General features: G+C 69.3%; 15 protein-coding genes. 13 read left to right on the forward strand and 2 right to left on the reverse strand.

Going from position 1 to position 13,425, the window contains the following annotated elements:
* The first annotated feature begins 92 nt into the window (after positions 1-92).
* The 3 genes from KGA65_RS19665 to KGA65_RS19675 are packed head-to-tail and all read left to right on the forward strand — an operon-like array spanning position 93 to position 3,581.
* The gene (locus KGA65_RS19665; protein WP_225864824.1) at positions 93-2,132 is read left to right on the forward strand and encodes a molybdopterin-containing oxidoreductase family protein; all 2,040 of its coding nucleotides are present in this window, start codon (positions 93-95) and stop codon (positions 2,130-2,132) included.
* Positions 2,129-3,271 carry an aminopeptidase gene (locus tag KGA65_RS19670; protein WP_375142661.1) on the forward strand — a complete coding sequence of 381 codons (1,143 nt, stop codon included), beginning with the start codon at positions 2,129-2,131 and terminating at the stop codon, positions 3,269-3,271. Before KGA65_RS19665 ends, KGA65_RS19670 begins: the two co-directional genes overlap by 4 nt.
* A 1-nt stretch (position 3,272) precedes the next feature.
* Complete coding sequence (locus KGA65_RS19675; RefSeq protein ID WP_225864825.1) at positions 3,273-3,581, forward strand: polyhydroxyalkanoic acid system family protein; 309 nt, start codon at positions 3,273-3,275, stop codon at positions 3,579-3,581.
* Between the two features lie 4 nt (positions 3,582-3,585).
* Here the strand turns inward: KGA65_RS19675 and KGA65_RS19680 are convergent, their stop codons facing one another.
* Both KGA65_RS19680 and KGA65_RS19685 read right to left on the reverse strand, forming a co-directional pair.
* Positions 3,586-3,843 (reverse strand): acyl-CoA-binding protein, encoded by a 258-nt coding sequence (locus tag KGA65_RS19680; RefSeq protein ID WP_225864826.1) that lies wholly within the window; start codon positions 3,841-3,843, stop codon positions 3,586-3,588.
* Positions 3,844-3,949: 106 nt separating this feature from the next.
* Positions 3,950-4,645: a TetR/AcrR family transcriptional regulator gene (locus tag KGA65_RS19685; protein WP_225864827.1), complete on the reverse strand. Its 696-nt coding sequence runs from the start codon at positions 4,643-4,645 to the stop codon at positions 3,950-3,952.
* Positions 4,646-4,710: 65 nt separating this feature from the next.
* On the opposite strand from KGA65_RS19685, the gene KGA65_RS19690 reads away from it, so the two are divergent.
* The 10 genes from KGA65_RS19690 (at position 4,711) to hisA (ending at position 13,410) form a co-directional block, all read left to right on the forward strand.
* Positions 4,711-5,661, forward strand: a complete 951-nt coding sequence (locus KGA65_RS19690; protein WP_225864828.1) for an ABC transporter ATP-binding protein — start codon at positions 4,711-4,713, stop codon at positions 5,659-5,661.
* 56 nt (positions 5,662-5,717) lie between these two features.
* Complete coding sequence (locus KGA65_RS19695) at positions 5,718-6,473, forward strand: ABC transporter permease (protein WP_225865009.1); 756 nt, start codon at positions 5,718-5,720, stop codon at positions 6,471-6,473.
* A 47-nt stretch (positions 6,474-6,520) separates the two neighbouring features.
* The gene (locus tag KGA65_RS19700; protein WP_225864829.1) at positions 6,521-6,805 is read left to right on the forward strand and encodes a BolA family protein; all 285 of its coding nucleotides are present in this window, start codon (positions 6,521-6,523) and stop codon (positions 6,803-6,805) included.
* Positions 6,806-6,916: 111 nt separating this feature from the next.
* The gene (gene murA, locus KGA65_RS19705; protein WP_225864830.1) at positions 6,917-8,218 is read left to right on the forward strand and encodes a UDP-N-acetylglucosamine 1-carboxyvinyltransferase; all 1,302 of its coding nucleotides are present in this window, start codon (positions 6,917-6,919) and stop codon (positions 8,216-8,218) included.
* Positions 8,215-8,853, forward strand: a complete 639-nt coding sequence (gene hisG, locus KGA65_RS19710; RefSeq protein WP_225864831.1) for an ATP phosphoribosyltransferase — start codon at positions 8,215-8,217, stop codon at positions 8,851-8,853. Before murA ends, hisG begins: the two co-directional genes overlap by 4 nt.
* Before the next feature lie 28 nt (positions 8,854-8,881).
* The gene (gene hisD / locus KGA65_RS19715) at positions 8,882-10,204 is read left to right on the forward strand and encodes a histidinol dehydrogenase (protein WP_225864832.1); all 1,323 of its coding nucleotides are present in this window, start codon (positions 8,882-8,884) and stop codon (positions 10,202-10,204) included.
* Positions 10,205-10,217: 13 nt separating this feature from the next.
* Positions 10,218-11,297, forward strand: a complete 1,080-nt coding sequence (gene hisC / locus KGA65_RS19720; protein WP_225864833.1) for a histidinol-phosphate transaminase — start codon at positions 10,218-10,220, stop codon at positions 11,295-11,297.
* Positions 11,298-11,326: 29 nt separating this feature from the next.
* A complete protein-coding gene (gene hisB, locus KGA65_RS19725) occupies positions 11,327-11,914 on the forward strand; it encodes an imidazoleglycerol-phosphate dehydratase HisB (RefSeq protein ID WP_225864834.1) in 588 nt (195 codons plus the stop codon).
* A 1-nt stretch (position 11,915) separates the two neighbouring features.
* A complete protein-coding gene (gene hisH, locus KGA65_RS19730; protein WP_225864835.1) occupies positions 11,916-12,578 on the forward strand; it encodes an imidazole glycerol phosphate synthase subunit HisH in 663 nt (220 codons plus the stop codon).
* Between the two features lie 91 nt (positions 12,579-12,669).
* Entirely contained in the window at positions 12,670-13,410 is a 741-nt protein-coding gene (gene hisA / locus KGA65_RS19735; RefSeq protein ID WP_225864836.1) for a 1-(5-phosphoribosyl)-5-[(5-phosphoribosylamino)methylideneamino]imidazole-4-carboxamide isomerase, read from the forward strand.
* Positions 13,411-13,425: the final 15 nt, after the last annotated feature.

Genomic DNA, 13,425 nt, shown 5'->3' on the forward strand with positions numbered 1-13,425 from the left:
CACCGCGGGCAGCCGCGGTTCGGACGGCCGATCTTAGCCTTCCCTGCGCGCCGCCCGGGGGTTTCGCCTGGGCGCTGTGACATCATCACGGAATGACTTTGAACAGCGTTCCGACCCGTGTGATCCACGCGGCCTGCCCGCACGACTGCCCCGACACCTGCGCCATCCGCGTGACCCTGCAAGGCGAGCAGCTGATCCGCTGGCAGGGCGAGCCCGATCACCCCACCACCCACGGGGCCTTGTGCACCAAGGTGTCCCGCTATCCGGAGCGCAACAGCCACCCGGAGCGGGTGCTGCAACCGCTGCGCCGCGTGGGGCCGAAGGGGGCGGGACAGTTCGAGCCGGTCAGCTGGGAGACGGCGCTGGCCGACATCGCCCAGCGCCTGCGCGCCATCGCCGCCCGAGACCCCCAGGCCATCCTGCCCTACAGCTACGCCGGCACCATGGGCTATGTGCAGGGCGAGGCGATGGCGGGCCGTTTCTTCCACCGGCTGGGGGCCTCGCAGCTCAGCCGCACCATCTGCGCCGAGGCCGGGGCCACCGGGCTGGCGCTGACCTATGGCGCCACCCTGGGCATGCACCTGGAGCATTTCGTCGAGAGCCGGTTGATCCTGATCTGGGGCAGCAACCCGGTGGCGTCCAACCTGCATTTCTGGACCTTTGCCCAGGCGGCCAAACGGGCCGGCGCCAAGCTGATCGCGATCGACCCGCGCCGCACCGAGACGGCCGAGAAGTGCCACCAGCACCTGGCCCTGCGGCCCGGCACCGACGGCGCGCTGGCCCTGGGCCTGATGCACGAGCTGATCGTGCACGACTGGCTGGACCATGACTACCTGGCCCAGCACGTGGAGGGCTGGCCCGCGCTGCGCGAGCGTGCGCTGCAGTGGCCGCCCGAGCGTGTGGCCGAGGTCTGCGGCCTGAACGCCGACGAGGTGCGCGGCCTGGCGCGTGACTACGGCACCACCGCCCCGGCGGCGATCCGCCTGAACTACGGCATGCAGCGCGTGGCCGGTGGCGGCAATGCGGCGCGGCTGATCGCGCTGCTGCCCTGCCTGGTGGGCGCCTGGCGGCACCGGGCCGGTGGCCTGCTGTTGTCGGCGTCCGGCTGGAACAAGCCCTTCCGCAATCCGGACCTGGAGCGACCCGACCTGCGCGCCGGCCGCCAGTCCCGCACGATCAACATGAGCACCATCGGCGACGACCTGCTGCGCGAGGCCTCACCGGATTTCGGGCCGAAGATCGAAGCGCTGATCGTCTACAACAGCAACCCGGTGGCGGTGGCGCCCGAATCGGCCAAGGTGGTGGCCGGCTTCCAGCGCGAGGACCTGTTCACCGTGGTGCTGGAGCACTTCCTGACCGACACCGCCGACCAGGCCGACTATGTGTTGCCCGCCACCACGCAGATGGAGCACTGGGACGTGCATGCCAGCTACGGCCACACCTACCTGCTGATCAACGAGCCAGCGCTGCCGCCGGCCGGGCAGGCCAAGTCCAACGCCGAGATCTTCCGCCTGCTGGCCGCCCGCATGGGCTTTGACGAACCCTGCTTCTGCGACGACGACCTGAGCCTGGCCCGCCAGGCCTTCAGGGTGGACTTTGACGCGCTGCGCCGCGTGGGCTGGCTGAAGCTGCCGGTGCCGGAAGCGCCGTTTGCCGAGGGCGGGTTCCGCACCCCCAGCGGCAAGGCGCAGGCCTGCGCTCCGGGGCTGCCGCTGCCCGACCACGTGCCCAACCACGAGAGCGCCGAGCGCGACCCGGCGCTGGCCCGGCGCTACCCGCTGGCGATGATCTCGCCGCCGGCCCGCAACTTCCTCAACTCCACCTTCGTGAACGTCAAGAGCCTGCGCGACATTGAGGGTGAGCCGCTGCTGGAGATCTGTGCCGACGATGCCCAGGCGCGGGGGCTGGTCGACGGTCAGCCGGTGCGGGTCTTCAACGACCGGGGCGAGTACCACTGCGTGGCCCGCGTCAGCCCGCGGGCGCGGCCGGGCGTGGTGAACGGTCTGGGCATCTGGTGGCGCAAGCTGGGCCGCAACGGCACCAACGTGAACCAGCTGACCCACCAGCGCCTGACGGACCTGGGCGACTCGCCCTGCTTCTACGATTGCCTGGTGGAGGTGGCGGCCCTGTGAGAGGGGCGGACCACGCGGCCGGGCCACGCTGGCGACGCGGGCTGGCCTGGGCCGGGGGCGGCAGCCTGGGGGCGCTGCTGCTGGCCCTGGGCGTGCTGTGCCTGACCTCCGGCTGCAGTTCGGCGGGCTACCTGTGGCAGTCTGCTGGCGGGCATTTGAGCCTGCTGCACAGCGCGCGGCCGGTGGACGACTGGCTGCAGGATCCGCAGACCGACGCCACCCTGCGCGATCGACTGGTCCTGAGCCAGCAGTTGCGCACTTTCGCGGTGCAGGCGCTGGCGCTGCCCGACAACCCCAGCTACCGGCGCTATACCGACCTGCACCGCGAGGCGGCGGTGTGGAACGTGGTGGCCGCGCCCGAGTTGTCGCTCACGCTGCAGACCTGGTGCTTTCCGGTGGTGGGCTGCGTGGGCTACCGCGGCTATTTCGACGAAGCGGCGGCCCAGGCCGAAGGTGCCGCCCTGCGCGCCGAAGGGCAGGAGGTCAGCGTCTACCCGGTGCCGGCCTATTCCACGCTGGGCATGAGCAACTGGCTGGGCGGCGACCCGCTGCTGAGCACCTTCATCCGCTGGCCCGAGGGCGAGCTGGCCCGGCTGGTCTTCCATGAGCTGTCGCACCAGGTGGTCTATGTCGCCGGCGACACTGCCTTCAACGAGAGCTTCGCGACCACGGTGGAGCAGATCGGCGCCCAGCGCTGGCTGGCCCAGCACGGCAGCCCGGCGGCCCGGCAGGCCTATGCGCAGGCCGAGCAACGGCGCGCGGATTTCCGCGCCTTGACTGGCCGCACCCGAGCGGCCCTGCTGGCGCTGTATGCCGGGCCGCTCGACGTCGCGGCCCAGCGCGCACGCAAGGCGGCCGTGATGGCGACGATGCGGGCCGACTATGCGGCGCTGCGCGACGGCCCCTGGCAGGGTTACCGGGGCTACGATGTCTTTTTCGCGCAGGCCAACAACGCCTCGCTGGGGGTGCTGGGGGCCTACCTGGTCTGGGTGCCGGCCTTCCAGACCCTGTTCACCCAAGAGGGGGAGAATCTCCCCCGTTTCTATGCGGCCGTGCAACGCCTGGCCGATCTGCCGCCGGCCGAGCGGGAGCGTCGGCTGCAGGCGCTGATGCCCACGACCCCCACCAAGGAGAACTGAGATGGCCGATCTGAGCGTGCACCGTGAACACCAACTGGGCCTGGAGAAGGCCCGCAAGGTGGCCCAGGACTGGGCCAGCTATGCCGAGAAGAAGCTCGACATGCGCTGCACCCTGCGCCCCGGCGCCACCGAGGACGTGATCGATTTCAACCGCTCGGGGGTCTCTGGCTCGCTGCGGGTGACGGGCAGCCGCTTCGACCTGGACGCCAAGCTGGGCCTGCTGTTCAAGGCCTTTGCGGGCAAGATCGAGGCCGAGACCTGCAAGATGCTGGACGAGGCCCTGACCCGCGAAGCCGGCAAGAAGGGCTGAGCGCTCAGTCCTTGAGCGACTCGATCAGGTCGATGTAGGCCTGCATGGCCTGCTCGGCCGTCTGGCCCTTCAGGTTGGACCAGGCGTCCCACTTGGCGCGGGCCACGAAGTCCATCATGCCGGGGCGCTCGCCTTGCACATCGCCCTCGGTGGCCTGCTTGTAGAGCGAATAGATCTTCAGCAGCGTCATGTTGTCGGGCTTCTCCGGCAGCTGCTTGCTTTCGGCCACGGCGGTCTGGAACAGGGCGGTCAGGTCGGACATGGTCTCCTCCAAGGGGTAAAAACGAACGGTCGTTCGATTTGAACGCTGCGCATATTACCCAGAGCGGCGTGGCCGTGGGCACCGGCGGCCGATCTTTTTGAGGGGGTCAGCCGGTGGCCAGCGCAGGGGCGGGGCAGGGCCGGCCGCCAGCGGCATCGCCCGCTTGGCGCAACTGGGCCAGCCGTGCCCGCGCCTCCGGCACCAGGTAGGGGGCGACCAGGGTCAGCACCTGGCCCACGCCCTCGGCCAGCGTGCGGTCGGCCTGGGCATCTTCCAGGGCCTGGCGCGGGGCACGGGCATAGGCAAAACTGTGCCAGCCGCTGAGCACCAGCACCATCGTGGTGGTCAGGTCCTCGATCTCGGCCGGGGACATCCGGGCCTCGCCACCCGCCACCAGGCCCTGTAGCAGGGCCCGGGCCGCGTCGGTCTGCCGGCCCAACAAGGCCTGCACCTGCTGCTCCAGCTGCCGGTTGCGGCTCAGCAGCTCGTTCAGGTCCCGCAGCAGGAAGCGGTGCCCATGGGCCAGCGCGAACTGGGCCTGCACATGCTCCCAGGCCTCGTCCACCCGCCGCACGGCCGGTGCGGCGGCCAGCACCTCGGCCAGCGCCTGCAGGTAATCGGCCACCAGGGCGTCCAGCAGGTCGTTCTTGCTGGGGAAGTGGTAGTGCAGGTTGCCGGGGCTGATGCCGAGCTCGGCGGCAATCGCCGTGGTGGAGACATTGGGCACGCCGAACCGGTTGAACAGCAGCCGCGCAGCTTCCAGGATGCGCTGGGCGGTGCGGCGAGGGGGTTTGGCGGTCATGGCCGGACCAATCTAGCACCCGGACGGGTCGTAGGCCCTTGGCACTCTCCCTAGAATCCCGCGCCATGCCAGCTGTTTCCTTCCAGGGTGTCACCAAGGTGTTCCAGGGGTCGCAAGGCCCGTTCCGGGCCCTGGACGGCGTCTGCTTCGACATTGCCGAGGGCGAGTTCTTCGGCCTGCTGGGCCCCAACGGGGCCGGCAAAACCACGCTGATCAGCATCCTGGCCGGCCTGGCCCGGGCCACCGAAGGCCGCGTCACGGTGATGGGCCACGATGTGGTGACGGACTTCGCCCGAGCGCGTCATGCCCTGGGCATCGTGCCGCAGGAGCTGGTGTTCGACCCGTTCTTCTCGGTGCGCGAGACGCTGCGCATCCAGAGCGGCTACTTCGGCGTGCGCCACAACGACGATTGGATCGACGAGGTGCTGGCCGGCCTGGGCCTGTCGGACAAGGCCGACGCCAACATGCGCCAGCTCTCGGGGGGTATGAAGCGCCGTGTGCTGGTGGCCCAGGCCCTGGTGCATCGGCCGCCGGTCATCGTGCTGGACGAGCCCACCGCCGGGGTGGACGTGGAGTTGCGCCAGACGCTGTGGCAGTTCGTCGCGCGCCTGAACCAGCAGGGCCACACGGTGCTGCTGACCACCCACTACCTGGAAGAGGCCGAAGCGCTGTGCGGCCGCATCGCGATGCTCAAGCGCGGCCAGGTGGTGGCGCTGGACCGCACCAGCAACCTGTTGCGGGCGGCGGCCGGCAGCATGCTGCGCTTCAAGACCGACGATGTGCTGCCGCCGGACCTGGCCGGCCGTGCCCGCGTGACCGGGCGGATCGCCCAGATCGCTGCGCGCGATGCGGCCGAGGTCGAGAGCATGCTGGCCCGGCTGCGGGCGGCCGGGGTGCGGGTGGAGGACCTGGAGATCGGCCGGGCCGATCTGGAGGACGTCTTTCTGGCCATCATGCAGGGGGCGCCCTCGCCGGTGCCGCCGGTGCCTGCACCAGCGGTGGAGGGGGTGGCATGAACGGGCCGCAGGAAAAGAACAGGACCGCAGCGGTGCCGCAGGCCGACCTGGGCCCGCTGGCGGGCGCCGGCACGCTGTTCTACAAGGAGGTGCTGCGCTTCTGGAAGGTCAGCTTCCAGACCGTGGGTGCGCCGGTGCTGACCGCGGTGCTGTACCTGCTGATCTTCGGCCATGTGCTGGAAGACCACGTCAAGGTCTACGGCCAGATCGGCTACACCGCCTTCCTGATCCCGGGCCTGGTGATGATGAGCGTGCTGCAGAACGCGTTTGCCAACACCTCGTCCAGCCTGATTCAGAGCAAGATCACCGGCAACCTGGTGTTCCTGCTGGTCACGCCGCTGTCGCACTGGGCCTGGTTTCTGGCCTATGTGGGGGCGGCCATCGTGCGCGGCCTGGTGGTGGGGCTGGGCGTGCTGGCGGTCACCGTCTGGTTCGGCCCGCCCGGGCTGGCGCAGCCGCTGTGGGTGCTGGCCTTCGCGCTGCTGGGGGCCGGGCTGATGGGGGCGCTGGGCCTGATCGCCGGTCTGTGGGCCGAGAAGTTCGACCAGATGGCGGCCTTCCAGAACTTCCTGGTCATGCCCATGACGATGCTGGCCGGGGTGTTCTACTCGGTGGCCACGTTGCCGCCGTTCTGGCAGGCGGCCAGCCATTTCAACCCCTTCTTCTACATGATCGACGGCTTCCGGTATGGCTTCTTCGGGGTCAGCGACGTGTCGCCGTGGCACAGCCTGGCGGTGGTGGGGCTGGCCTTTCTGGCGGTGTCGGCACTGACGCTGCGGCTGCTGAAGTCCGGCTACAAGATCCGGAATTGAGCCCGGGGTGACGGTGGCCGGGGCTTATCGGCGATAATCGGCGCATCATGGCCAATCCGACCCCCGCCCAGCTCCACGCGTACATTGCCGCCGGCCTCGGCTGCGATCACCTGGACGTGCAGGGCGACGGCCAGCACTTCTACGCCACCATCGTCTCGCCCGAGTTCGACGGCCTGCCGCGTGTGCGTCGCCACCAGCGGGTGTACGCCGCGCTGGGCGAACGCATGCGCGAAGAGATCCACGCGCTCTCGATGAAGACCCTGACCCCGGCCGAATGGGCCGCCCAGGGTCCCGCCGCCGCACTGCAGGCGCCGGCCGAACACCGCCATTGACCCTCCCCGCGGTCCGTGCCGTGGGGGCTGGGTGACGTCGCGGTCGCGATGGCTCCCTTCCCATCCTCCAGGGCGCGGGCGGCCTCCCTCTGACCAGCCCCCCGACCCATCATGGACAGACTTCTCATCCGCGGCGGCCATCCCCTGCAAGGCGAGGTGACCATCTCCGGCGCCAAGAACGCGGCCCTGCCCGAGTTGTGCGCCGCGCTGCTGACCGCGCAGCCGGTCACGCTGAGCAACGTCCCCAAGCTGCAGGACGTGTCCACCACGCTGAAGGTGCTGCGGCACCTGGGTGCCAGCGCCGAGCGGGATGCCGAGCGGCCGGACGTGGTGCACATCGACACCAGCACCGTGCACTCGACCGAGGCGCCCTACGAGCTGGTCAAGACCATGCGCGCCTCCATCCTGGTGCTGGGGCCGTTGCTGGCGCGCTTCGGCGCGGCCAAGGTCTCGCTGCCCGGCGGCTGCGCGATCGGTTCGCGGCCGGTGGACCAGCACATCAAGGGTCTGCAGGCCATGGGCGCCGAGATCAGCGTGCAGCACGGCTACATCCAGGCCCTGGCGCCGCAGAGCGAGGCCGGCATGCGGCGCCTGCGCGGCGCCCGCATCACGACCGACATGGTCACCGTGACCGGCACCGAGAACCTGATGATGGCCGCGGCCCTGGCCGACGGGGAGACCATCCTGGAGAACGCTGCGCGCGAACCCGAGATTCCCGACCTGGCCGAGATGCTCATCAAGATGGGCGCCCAGATCGAAGGGCAGGGCACGCACCGCATCCGCATCTGGGGTGTCGAGCGCCTGAACGCGCCCGAGGGCGGCCACCGCATCGTGCCCGACCGCATTGAGGCTGGCACCTTCCTGTGCGCGGTGGCGGCCACCGGCGGCGACGTGGTGCTGCGCGATGCGCGTGCCGGCCACCTGGACGCGGTGATCGACAAGCTGCGCGAGGCGGGTGTGACCATCACCTCCGGCGAGGACTGGATCCGCGTGCAGGCCACGGCCCGCCCCCAGGCGGTCAGCTTCCGCACCACCGAGTACCCCGGTTTCCCCACCGATATGCAGGCCCAGTTCATGGCGGTGAACTGTGTGGCCGAGGGCGCGGCCCGCATTGCCGAGACCATCTTCGAGAACCGCTTCATGCACGTCAACGAGCTGATCCGCCTGGGCGCGAAGATCGTCGTGGACGGGCACACCGCGATGGTGACCGGGGTGGACCACCTCTCCGGCGCCACCGTGATGGCCACCGACCTGCGCGCTTCGGCCAGCTTGGTCATCGCCGGTCTGGTGGCCGAAGGCACCACCCTGGTGGACCGCATCTACCACCTGGACCGCGGCTACGACCGCATGGAAGACAAGCTGCGCGCGATCGGTGCGGACATCGAGCGCGTCAGCGAAAGGATCGGCGCATGATCACCCTGGCCCTGTCCAAGGGACGCATTTTCGAAGAGACGCTGCCGCTGCTGGCGGCCGCGGGCATCACCGTCACGGAAGACCCGGAGAAGAGCCGCAAGCTCATCCTGCCGACCAACCAGCCCGATGTGCGGGTGGTGCTGGTGCGCGCCACCGACGTGCCCACCTACGTGCAGTACGGCGGCGCCGACATGGGCGTGGCCGGCAAGGACGTGTTGCTGGAGCACGGCGGCGTGGGCCTGTACCAGCCGCTGGACCTGAACATCGCCAAGTGCCGCATGAGCGTGGCGGTGCGGGCCGACTTCGATTACGCCGCGGCCGTGCACCAGGGCTCGCGCCTGCGCGTGGCCACCAAGTACACCCACGTGGCCCGGCAGCACTTTGCCGACAAGGGCATGCACGTGGACCTGATCAAGCTCTACGGCTCGATGGAGCTGGCCCCGCTGACCGGCCTGGCCGATGCCATCGTGGACCTGGTCTCCACCGGCAAGACCCTGAAGGCCAACAACCTGGTCGAGGTGGAGCACATCATGGACATCTCCTCCCGTCTGGTCGTCAACCAGGCCGCCCTCAAGCTCAAGCGGGCGCAGCTGCGCCCGATGATCGACGCCTTCGCCTCGGCCATCCAGCCCTGACCCTTTGTCACCCACCCGGACTGTTGCCATGTCTGCCCTGAATCTGCGCCAGCTCGCCACCACCGCCGCCGACTTCGAAACGGAATTCGCCCGGCTGCGACACTGGTCCGCGGACACCGACGCGGCCATCGAGCAGCGGGTGGCCGACATCCTGGCCGATGTGCAGGCCCGGGGCGATGCCGCGGTGCTGGACTACACCGCTCGCTTCGATGGCCTGAGCGCCGACAGCGTGGCCGCGCTGGAGCTGACCCGCGAAGAACTGAAGGCGGCCTTCGACGCCATCACCCCGGCCCAGCGCCGTGCGCTGGAAGCCGCCGCGGCCCGCGTGCGCAGCTACCACGAGCGCCAGCTGGCCGCCAGCGGCCAGAGCTGGAGCTACCGCGACGAGGACGGCACGCTGCTGGGCCAGAAGGTCACGCCGCTGGACCGCGTGGGCATCTACGTGCCCGGCGGCAAGGCCGCCTACCCCTCCAGCGTGCTGATGAACGCCCTCCCGGCCCATGTGGCCGGCGTGGGCGAGATCATCATGGTCGTGCCCACCCCCAAGGGCGAGAAGAACGCGCTGGTGTTGGCCGCCGCCTATGTGGCCGGTGTGACCCGCGCCTTCACCATCGGCGGCGCCCAGGCCGTGGCCGCGCTGGCCTACGGCACCGCCACCGTGCCGGCGGTGGACAAGATCACCGGCCCGGGCAATGCCTACGTGGCCAGCGCCAAGCGCCGCGTCTTCGGCCAGGTCGGCATCGACATGATCGCCGGCCCCAGCGAGATCCTGGTGCTGGCCGACGGCACGACACCGCCCGAGTGGGTGGCGATGGACCTGTTCAGCCAGGCCGAGCACGACGAGCTGGCGCAGAGCATCCTGCTGTGCCCGGACGCCGCCTACCTGGCCCAGGTGCGCGCCGAGATCGAACGCCTGCTGCCCACCATGCCGCGCCAGGCGGTGATCCGCGCCAGCCTGGAAGGCCGCGGCGCGCTGATCCAGACCCGTTCGATGGACGAGGCCTGCGCCATCGCCAACCGCATTGCGCCGGAGCACCTGGAGGTCTCCAGCGCCGAGCCGAACCGCTGGGAGCCGCTGCTCAAGCACGCCGGCGCCATCTTCCTGGGCGCCTACACCAGCGAGAGCCTGGGCGACTACTGCGCCGGTCCCAACCACGTGCTGCCCACCTCGGGCACCGCGCGTTTCTCGTCGCCGCTGGGCACCTACGATTTCCAGAAGCGCTCCAGCCTGATCGAGGTCAGCGCCGAGGGCGCCCAGATCCTCGGCCCCATCGCCGCCGAACTGGCCTATGGCGAAGGTCTGCAGGGCCACGCCCGGGCCGCCGAGCTGCGCCTGAAGAACCGTGGTTGAAAAGGATCCGACGATGAGCCGCTACTGGAGTGAGATCGTCCGCACGCTGACCCCTTACGTGCCGGGCGAGCAACCGAAGATCGACGGGCTGGTCAAGCTCAACACCAACGAGTGCCCCTACGGCCCCAGCGAGAAGGTGCTGGCCGCCATCGCCGGGCAGAACAGCGAGTCCCTGCGCCTGTACCCGGACCCGCAGGCCAGCGCGCTGAAGGCCGCCATCGCCCGCCGCCATGGTCTGACCACCGACCAGGTCTTCGTCGGCAACGGCTCCGACGAGGTGCTGGCGCATGTGTTCCTGGGGCTGCTCAAGCACGACGCCCCGCTGCTGTACCCGGACATCAGCTACAGCTTCTACCCGGTCTACGCCAAGCTCTACGGCATCGCTACGCGCGCCATCCCGCTGGCCGAGGATTTCTCGCTGCGGGTGGACGACTACCTGCAGGCAGGCCGTGAACTGGGTGGCAATGGCGGCATCATCTTCGCCAACCCCAACGCCCCCACCGGCATGCCGCTGCCGCTGGCTGAAATCCGCCGCCTGCTGCAGGGCAACCCGGATTCGGTGGTCGTGGTGGACGAGGCCTATGTGGACTTCGGCGGTGAATCAGCGGTGGGCCTGATCGCCGAGTTCCCGCAGCTGCTGGTGATCCACACCCTGTCCAAGTCGCGCGCGCTGGCCGGCCTGCGCGTGGGCTATGCGATGGGCCACCCCGAGCTGATCGAGGCGCTGACCCGCGTCAAGGACAGCTTCAACTCCTACCCGCTGGACCGCCTGGCCCTGGCCGGCGCGGTGGCCGCGATCGAGGACGAGGCCTGGTTCGAGGCCACCTGCCGCAAGGTCATCGCCACCCGTGAGCGCATGGTGGCCGGCCTGCGGGCGCGTGGCTTCCAGGTGCTGCCCTCGGCCGCCAACTTCGTGTTTGCCCAGCGCCCCGGCAGCGACGGCGCCGCGCTGGCGGCCGGCTTGCGCGAGCACAAGGTGCTGGTGCGGCACTTTCGCCAGCCCGCGCGTGTCGCGCCCTTCCTGCGCATCAGCGTGGGCACCGAGGCGCAGACCGATGCGCTGCTCGCGGCGCTGGACGCCATCCTGGCCTGACCCCTCGATTTCCCCCGGAGGACGACCCCATGCGCACCGCCCAGGTTTCCCGCCACACCCAGGAGACGAAGATCAGCGTCTCGCTCAACCTGGATGGCACGGGCCAGTCCAAGTTGGCCACCGGCATTGGCTTCTTCGACCACATGCTCGACCAGATCGCCCGCCATGGCCTGATCGACCTGGAGATCACCGCCGAGGGCGATCTGCACATCGATGGCCACCACACAGTGGAGGACGTGGGCATCACGCTGGGCCAGGCGGTGGCGCAGGCCGTGGGCGACAAGAAGGGCATCACCCGCTACGGTCACAGCTATGTGCCGCTGGACGAGGCGCTCTCGCGCGTGGTGGTCGACTTCTCCGGCCGCCCGGGCCTGGCGATGGATGTGAACTTCACCGCCGGCATGATCGGCGCGCTGGACACGCAGCTGGTGTTCGAGTTCTTCCAGGGCTTTGTCAACCATGCGGGCGTGACGCTGCACATCGACAACCTCAAGGGCCACAATGCCCACCACCAGTGCGAGACGATCTTCAAGGCCTTCGGCCGCGCACTGCGCATGGCACTGACGCCAGACCCGCGCTCCGCGGGGGTGATTCCGTCGACCAAGGGATGTCTTTGAGATGAGCCGCCGAACCGTCGCCGTCGTCGATTACGGCATGGGCAATCTGCGCAGCGTGTCGCAGGCTGTGATGCATGTGGCTGCCGACAGCGGGCTGGACGTGATCGTCACCGCCCGGCCGGACGAAGTGCGGGCCGCCGAGCGGGTGGTGCTGCCCGGCCAGGGCGCCATGCGCGACTGCATGCGCGAACTGCGCGATTCCGGCCTGCAGGACGCGGTGCTGGAAGCTGCCGCCAGCAAGCCGCTGATGGGCGTGTGTGTGGGCATGCAGATGCTGCTGGACCACTCCGAAGAACAGGACACGCCGGGCCTGGGCCTGATCCCGGGCCGCGTGCGGCGTTTCCGCCTGGAAGGCCAGCACCAGCCCGATGGCAGCCGCTACAAGGTGCCGCAGATGGGCTGGAACCAGGTCTGGCAGGCGGCGCCGGAGGGCGTGCGGCATCCGGTCTGGGGTGAGGTGCCCGACGGGGCCTGGTTCTATTTCGTGCACAGCTACTACACCTGCCCCGACCAAATTGCCCACACTGCGGGTGAAACCGAATATGGCAGCCGCTTTACCTGCGCGGTAGCCCGGGATAATATTTTTGCCACGCAGTTCCACCCCGAGAAGAGTGCCGCCCAAGGTCTGGCCCTGTATCGCAATTTCCTGCACTGGAACCCCTGACCTGCCCGTCTGAGGCGTTCTCCGTTCCGCCTGTCGGGTCACCTGGGCCCACAGTTTCTGCAACAAATTCCCTACTCGCGCTCACCGAGCCATGCTGCTGATCCCTGCGATCGACCTGAAAGACGGTCAATGTGTCCGCCTCCAACAGGGCGACATGAACGCCTCCACCACCTTTGGTGAAGACCCGGCCGCGATGGCCCGACGCTGGCTGGAGGCCGGCGCCCGCCGTCTGCATTTGGTGGACCTCAATGGCGCGTTTGCCGGCAAACCGGTGAACGAAGGCGCCATCAAGGCCATCCTGAAAGCTGTCGGCGACAAGATTCCGGTGCAACTGGGCGGTGGCATCCGCGATCTGGACACCATCGAGCGCTACCTGGATGGCGGCCTGAGCTACGTGATCATCGGCACCGCCGCGGTGAAGAACCCCGGTTTCCTGCGCGATGCCTGCTCGGCCTTTGGCGGCCACATCATCGTCGGCCTGGATGCCAAGGACGGCAAGGTCGCCACCGACGGCTGGAGCAAGCTGACCGGCCACGAGGTGGTGGACCTGGCCCGCAAGTTCGAGGACTACGGCGTCGAAGCGGTGATCTACACCGACATCGGGCGCGACGGCATGCTCACTGGCATCAACATCGACGCCACCGTGAAGCTGGCCCAGGCCCTGTCCATCCCGGTCATCGCCTCGGGCGGCCTGTCCAACATCGCTGACATCGAAGCCCTGTGCGCCGTGGAGCACGAGGGCGTCGAAGGGGTGATCTGCGGCCGGTCGATCTACACCGGCGCGCTGGACTTCCCGTCGGCCCAGACCCGCGCCGACGAACTGGGCGCCTGAGGCGCTCCCCCGGCG

Origin of the sequence: Ideonella benzenivorans (assembly GCF_020387415.1) — a bacterium.
Lineage (GTDB): Bacteria > Pseudomonadota > Gammaproteobacteria > Burkholderiales > Burkholderiaceae_C > Ideonella > Ideonella benzenivorans.